Origin of the sequence: Flavobacterium sp. (genome assembly GCF_044341265.1) — a bacterium.
Lineage (GTDB): Bacteria > Bacteroidota > Bacteroidia > Flavobacteriales > Flavobacteriaceae > Flavobacterium.
In genome coordinates, this window is sequence record NZ_JBIISA010000020.1 from 58,125 (window position 1) to 64,352 (window position 6,228).

Below are 6,228 nucleotides of genomic sequence, written 5' to 3' on the forward strand. Positions count from 1 at the left end.
AAGTCCACTATAAATGAACAATACAAAGATAAGTCAACAACTATTTTACTTCTGTTAATCGATTTCAAATGTTTGTTAATGACTTGTTAACTGAAAAAAGTTGGTGCTTTTTTTTAGTAATATTACCTTTTGAAACACATCAATATTGAAAACTAAAAACCTCAACATAATAATCGTCCTCGGACTTGTAGCAACAATAGGAATCTTGATTGCTCAATTGTTATGGACTAAAGAAGCCTTTAATTTAGAAGAAAAAAAATTCTCCCAACGCACTCATATCGCTCTTTTAGAAGTAGTTAAAAAACTTTACCAAGGAACAAATAGCGAACTTCCTATACAAAATCCGATTAAGAAAATTGCTAATGATTATTATATTGTTAATGTAGAAAACGATTTTCAACCCGATATTTTAGAACATTATCTAAAATCGGAATTTACTAAATTCAATATCAACACCGATTTTGAATATGCCATGTACAATTGTCAAAGTGATGAAATGGTTTATGGCAATTACGTTTCTTTTGGAGATAAAAAAGCGATTCAAAAATCGGTTTATTTTCCAAAGCACGAAAACTTGGTCTATTATTTTGCCATTCGTTTTCCTGACGAAACTAGTTATTTGTTGAGCTCTTTGCGTTTTTGGTTTGTGCTTTCCATAGCATTAATTATCATTTTATTGGTTTACGTATATTCCATTTACACCATTATCCAACAAAAGAAATACTCTGAATTGCAACGCGATTTTATCAACAATATGACGCACGAGTTTAAGACTCCACTATCCTCCATCCTACTCGCTTCAACCTATTTGAACAAACAAGATGTCATTCAAAAAGATACTAAACTTGAAAAATACACCGAGATTATTATCAATCAAAGTAAAAAGCTAAACAGTCATATTGAGCAAATTTTAAACATTGCCAAGTCGGATAATGCTCCTATGACGATGAATAAAAAAGAAATTCTAGTGGTACCGATAATAAAAGATGTAATTGAAAACATGCAATTAAAACATCCTAATTTATCCGTAAAAATTAATGCTGATGAAACTACAAAAATCAATGCAGACGAATTTCATTTTACCAACATCGTTTACAATCTTTTAGATAATTCTATAAAATATTGCGAAGAAAACCCAACGATTTCAATTGATATTTTAGAAGATAAAAACAAAATCAAATTGGATTTTTCAGATAATGGCATTGGCGTTTCTAATAAAAATTTAAATTTTATCTTTGATAAATTTTACAGAATTCCGAGTACAAAAAGCAACGAAGTCAATGGTTTCGGACTTGGTTTGTACTACGTTAAGAAAATCTGTACCCAACATAATTGGAAAATTTTCGCCAGTAATAATGACGATAAAGGAATCACAATTTCAATTGAAATACCTAAATAACTAAGTAAATAATTCAGCATAATATGGCAAAATATAAAATTCTTTACGCCGAAGACGACGAAACGCTTGCCTTTCTAACCAAAGACAATTTAGAAATGCACTACGATGTAACCCATTGCACTGATGGCGAAATGTGTCTTAAAGCTTTTAAAAGTGAAGCTTTTGATATTTGTATTTTTGATATTATGATGCCCAAAATGGATGGTTTTGAACTAGCTGAAAAAATTCGTCAGTTGAATGCTGATGTGCCTATCATCTTTTTGTCGGCAAAAACCTTGAAAGAAGACCGAATTAAAGGATTACGTCTTGGAGCAGATGACTATATAGTAAAACCCTTTAGCATCGAAGAATTGTTGCTTAAAATCGAAATTTTCTTAAAGCGTTCTCAGAAAAATACCACGGTAGAAAACGTGATTTATACTGTTGGAAAATACCAATTCGATCACAAAAACTATTTGGTGTTTACCGATTCAGAAAAAATTAGTTTGACGCAACGTGAAGCCGAATTATTGAAACTATTTCTAGACAACAAAAATGTGGTGATGAAACGAGAAGAAATACTAAAATCACTTTGGGGCAACGACGATTATTTTATGGGAAGAAGTTTGGATGTTTTCATCTCTAGATTGCGTAAAATTCTAGCCAATGAAAAAGGAATTACCATTGAAAATTTGCACGGAATTGGTTTCAAATTTAATGTTGAATAATTATTCCTTCAACACTCTATTGATTTGAACAAAACTTCTTGAATAGTAGCCTTCTTTGGTGGATGAAATCATTACTCCAGCGCTTGTTGACGAGTGAATGAACTTAATTTCGTCTTCCAAAACTTCAGTAATCATTCCAACGTGACTAATTCTTGAGCCCCCAAAAGTGGCAAAGAAGATCAAATCGCCTTTTTGGGCTTGCGATTTATTTATTCGCTCACCAACACCTGCCATTTCATGAGACGAACGTGGCAAAGTCATATCGATGCTTTTAAAAGTATGAAACATTAAACCTGAACAATCAAATCCTGCACTGGTGGTTCCTCCTCTTCTATAACGAGTTCCCATGTGTTCTGATGCTTTTTCTATTAAAAACTCTGCTTTAGTTAAGTTAGCTGCCGATAAAGGTTTAGCGGTTTCAATTTCCTTTTGCACCTCAACCACTTCCGATTTATTTACCGCTGATTCTCCAGTTCCTTTTCTTATAATCAAAAATTGGTCAACTTTTAAGCCATTGGCTACACTTGGATTTAGTTTTGTCAAATCTTCTATAGAAACGCCTGTTTGTTTAGAAATTCCGTATAAGGTTTCTTTGGGCAATACTTTGTGCACCACATCCACATTAGAAACCAGATGCTCTACTTTAGTTTCTGTAACGGTCTCATTTATTGGATTTTGTTCTTGAACCACTTTTTCAGGAAGCGTTGCTTCTTCCATATTAGGTAATTGCAATTTCATTCCGGTTTTTAGATTACTGGTTTTTAAAACCGGATTTAATTCACACAACGTTTCCATAGAAACACCATATTTTTTAGAAATGCTGTACAAAGTTTCTTTTGATTTTACACTATGCGTAGCTTTCGAAGCACCTTGAACTTCTTTAATCTGAACTTGTTTCAGATTCTCTTCACTTTCTATAGCTTCTTTTTTAGCAACAATCGTTTCTTTCTTAGTTGCTTTTTCCTTCTCTTTAAACTTCTTGTTCGGAATTTTAACCTCAGCATTCAAACCCAAGACAGCGCCTTTCAATTTGGGATTCAAATCAAAGATTTCCGATTGAGTTACGTCGTATTTTTTGGCGATAGAATAAATTGATTCACCTGATTTAACTTTGTGTTTAATTACTTTTTGAGCAAAAGTTTGGGCAGATAAAAACAGAAAGAACAATATAAATAGTTTGAAAAATTTCATGAGTTAAGTATAATTCTCAGCACTAAAATGTGCCATTAAAAAGTTTTGCAATTTACAAATAAATGTGCATTTGGTCGATGTTTTTTAACTTAAATTTAAAAAACAACCTATTTATCGACCAAAAATTAAATACTTTTCAATAATTGAAACTTAGTAAACTCATAAGTAAATTTTTATTATTTTTACATTATTAAATTATATGCCATGAATTGGAGTGCCAAAATTATAAGCCATAACGGCGAAAAACGAATTGCCGTTTATTTTGAAAAAAATAAAGATCTAATTGAACGAATAAAGAAACTTGAAGGTTCGCGCTGGAGTCAAAGTTTGAAGGTTTGGCATTTGCCAGATACTGAAAAATATAGAAATCAATTTCAAATTATATTTCCTGAAACTAAACTTATTAATGAAGAAGGAATTGAAGCAATTACTAAGTTTACGCTTTGGTTACGTTCCAAACGTTATAGCGAAAAAACTATAATAACCTATTGTGACGGATTGAAATCCTTTTTAGTTTTCTACAATAAAAAACCTATACAATCTATTACAAATGAAGATGTTATAATTTTTAATAATGAATATATAATTAAAAATAAATTATCAGAATCATATCAAAATCAAATTGTTAATGCAATAAAGTTATATTTTAAAATAATTAGAGAGACCAAAATTGATATTGAAAAAATACATCGACCAAAGAGAGCAAAAACACTTCCAAATGTTTTAAGTAAAGAAGAAGTCAAAGCCATTCTTGAAGCGCCAACCAATATAAAACACAAGATGATGTTGAGTTTAATTTATAGCTGTGGTTTACGTAGTGGAGAATTACTGGCACTTGAACCTAAACATATTGACTCCAAACGAAACATTGTTTTACTTAAAAATTCAAAAGGAAAGAAAGATCGAATCGCACCATTAAGTCCAAAAATATTAGAATTATTGAGATCCTACTATCTTATCTATAAACCTGTTAAATATTTATTTGAAGGAAATATTATTGGTGAACCCTATTCAGAAAAAAGTTTACAAAGCATAATAAAACAATCAATAAAAAAAGCTTCTATAAAAAAACCAGTTACACTACATTGGTTGCGTCATAGTTATGCAACTCATTTACTAGAAAGCGGAACCGATTTAAGATATATTCAAGAATTATTAGGCCACAGTAGTAGTAAAACAACAGAAATATACACACATGTTAGCACAAAAAACATTCAGCAAATAAAAAGTCCATTTGATGATTTATAATATTTTTTTCATATTTTTACAATATGATTAGTCTATACTTTGTCAGACTAATACAACCATTTTTGGGTGTATTAGGATGATAACGTCAGACTTATATACTAGTTAGCAGTAATGGTAGGACGACCCAACCGACAACAATAAACGATGAAAAAAACGACATTTAAAATATCAAAAATGGACTGCCCATCCGAAGAACAAATGATACGGATGAAACTTGCCGACTTGACAAATATCAACTCGTTGGACTTTGATATTGCAAACAGACAACTGACCGTTTTTCATACCGACAATCACGACCAAATTTTTCAGCGACTTGACAACTTAAAATTTGATACTTCACTTATTGAAAGCGTTTCGACAGACAATTACTCAACAACTGACAACACTGACCAAGAAAGAAAATTGCTTTGGCAAGTTTTAGCCATTAACTTTTTCTTTTTTGCACTTGAGCTTACGACAGGTTTTATTTCAAACTCAATGGGACTTGTTGCCGACAGTTTGGATATGCTTGCCGACAGCATTGTTTACGGACTTGCACTTTTTGCAGTTGGTGGGACAATGACACGAAAGAAGAACATTGCAAAATCAGCGGGTTATTTTCAGTTGACACTTGCAGTTTTCGGTTTTATTGAAGTTATCAGACGATTTATAGGAACAGGAACAATTCCAGCGTTTCAGACAATGATAATTATTTCAATTCTTGCACTTATTGGAAACGGACTTTGTTTGTATTTACTGCAAAAAAGTAAAAGTAAAGAAGCACATATGCAAGCAAGTATGATTTTCACATCAAATGACGTAATAGTAAATCTTGGAGTAATTGTAGCAGGTGGACTTGTTTATTTGACGAACTCAAAATATCCCGACCTTATCGTTGGGACAATTGTGTTTTTTATCGTTGGACAGGGAGCATTTAAAATATTAAAACTATCAAAATAATATGGCCGACTTTATTAAAATCATTCTACCAATTTACTTCATTATTTACTTTGGAATTGCATTTGTCCTCAAATCCTTAATCGTTGCAAAAAGAATAGGAAAGAACCCACTTGTTTTACCAAAAGACGACAGTGCATATGGACTTATCGGGCTTTACTTCAAACTTACATTAATAGCAATGTTCGTTTATGTTTTGGCTTTTGCCTTCTTCCCTGCTTGGCATACCTATTTTTTACAAATCATACAGCTTGACAATTCAACTATAAAATACATTGGACTGACTTTGCTTTTAATAGCATTGCTATGGACAGTTATCGCACAAGGGCATATGAAAAACTCTTGGCGAATTGGCATTGACACTGAAACAAAGACTGAACTTGTTACAACAGGACTTTTTGGACTTTCCAGAAACCCAATTTTTTTCGGAATGATTTTAAGTTTGGTTGGTCTGTTTCTTGTAACACCAAACGCATTAACAGCATTATTCTTGATTTTAGGTTACGTTCTCATTCAAATTCAAATTCGACTTGAAGAAGAGTTTTTGGGTAAAGAACACGGACAAGAATATATTAATTACAAGCAAAAAGTAAGACGACTAATATGACGACAGACAGAACCACTACTGCTAACAGCGGTAACCGTTGCACAACCACCATTTTTTAAAAATAAAATCGTAAATTATAAAAAAACAACCTCTTTTAAAGCGATTTAATAGAGGTTTGTTTTTTAGCTAAAGTTCAAAAT

General features: G+C 31.8%; 6 protein-coding genes. 5 read left to right on the forward strand and 1 reads right to left on the reverse strand.

Annotated elements, in window-relative coordinates; translation table 11 throughout:
* The first annotated feature begins 145 nt into the window (after positions 1 to 145).
* On the forward strand, positions 146 to 1,399 hold the full coding sequence (locus tag ACIQ06_RS10690) for a sensor histidine kinase (protein ID WP_396146201.1): 1,254 nt from the start codon (positions 146 to 148) through the stop codon (positions 1,397 to 1,399).
* Between the two features lie 23 nt (positions 1,400 to 1,422).
* Entirely contained in the window at positions 1,423 to 2,106 is a 684-nt protein-coding gene (locus ACIQ06_RS10695) for a response regulator transcription factor (RefSeq protein ID WP_396146203.1), read from the forward strand.
* Here the strand turns inward: ACIQ06_RS10695 and ACIQ06_RS10700 are convergent, their stop codons facing one another.
* Positions 2,107 to 3,297 carry a LysM peptidoglycan-binding domain-containing protein gene (locus ACIQ06_RS10700; RefSeq protein WP_396146205.1) on the reverse strand — a complete coding sequence of 397 codons (1,191 nt, stop codon included), beginning with the start codon at positions 3,295 to 3,297 and terminating at the stop codon, positions 2,107 to 2,109.
* A 204-nt stretch (positions 3,298 to 3,501) separates the two neighbouring features.
* Between ACIQ06_RS10700 and ACIQ06_RS10705 the strand changes: the two genes are divergently transcribed.
* The 3 genes from ACIQ06_RS10705 to ACIQ06_RS10715 all read left to right on the forward strand — a co-directional run bounded on the left by ACIQ06_RS10705 (position 3,502) and on the right by ACIQ06_RS10715 (position 6,088).
* A complete protein-coding gene (locus ACIQ06_RS10705; RefSeq protein WP_396146207.1) occupies positions 3,502 to 4,545 on the forward strand; it encodes a tyrosine-type recombinase/integrase in 1,044 nt (347 codons plus the stop codon).
* Positions 4,546 to 4,689: 144 nt separating this feature from the next.
* On the forward strand, positions 4,690 to 5,484 hold the full coding sequence (locus ACIQ06_RS10710; protein WP_396146209.1) for a cation transporter: 795 nt from the start codon (positions 4,690 to 4,692) through the stop codon (positions 5,482 to 5,484).
* A gap of 1 nt (position 5,485) precedes the next feature.
* Positions 5,486 to 6,088: a methyltransferase family protein gene (locus tag ACIQ06_RS10715; protein ID WP_396146211.1), complete on the forward strand. Its 603-nt coding sequence runs from the start codon at positions 5,486 to 5,488 to the stop codon at positions 6,086 to 6,088.
* Positions 6,089 to 6,228: the final 140 nt, after the last annotated feature.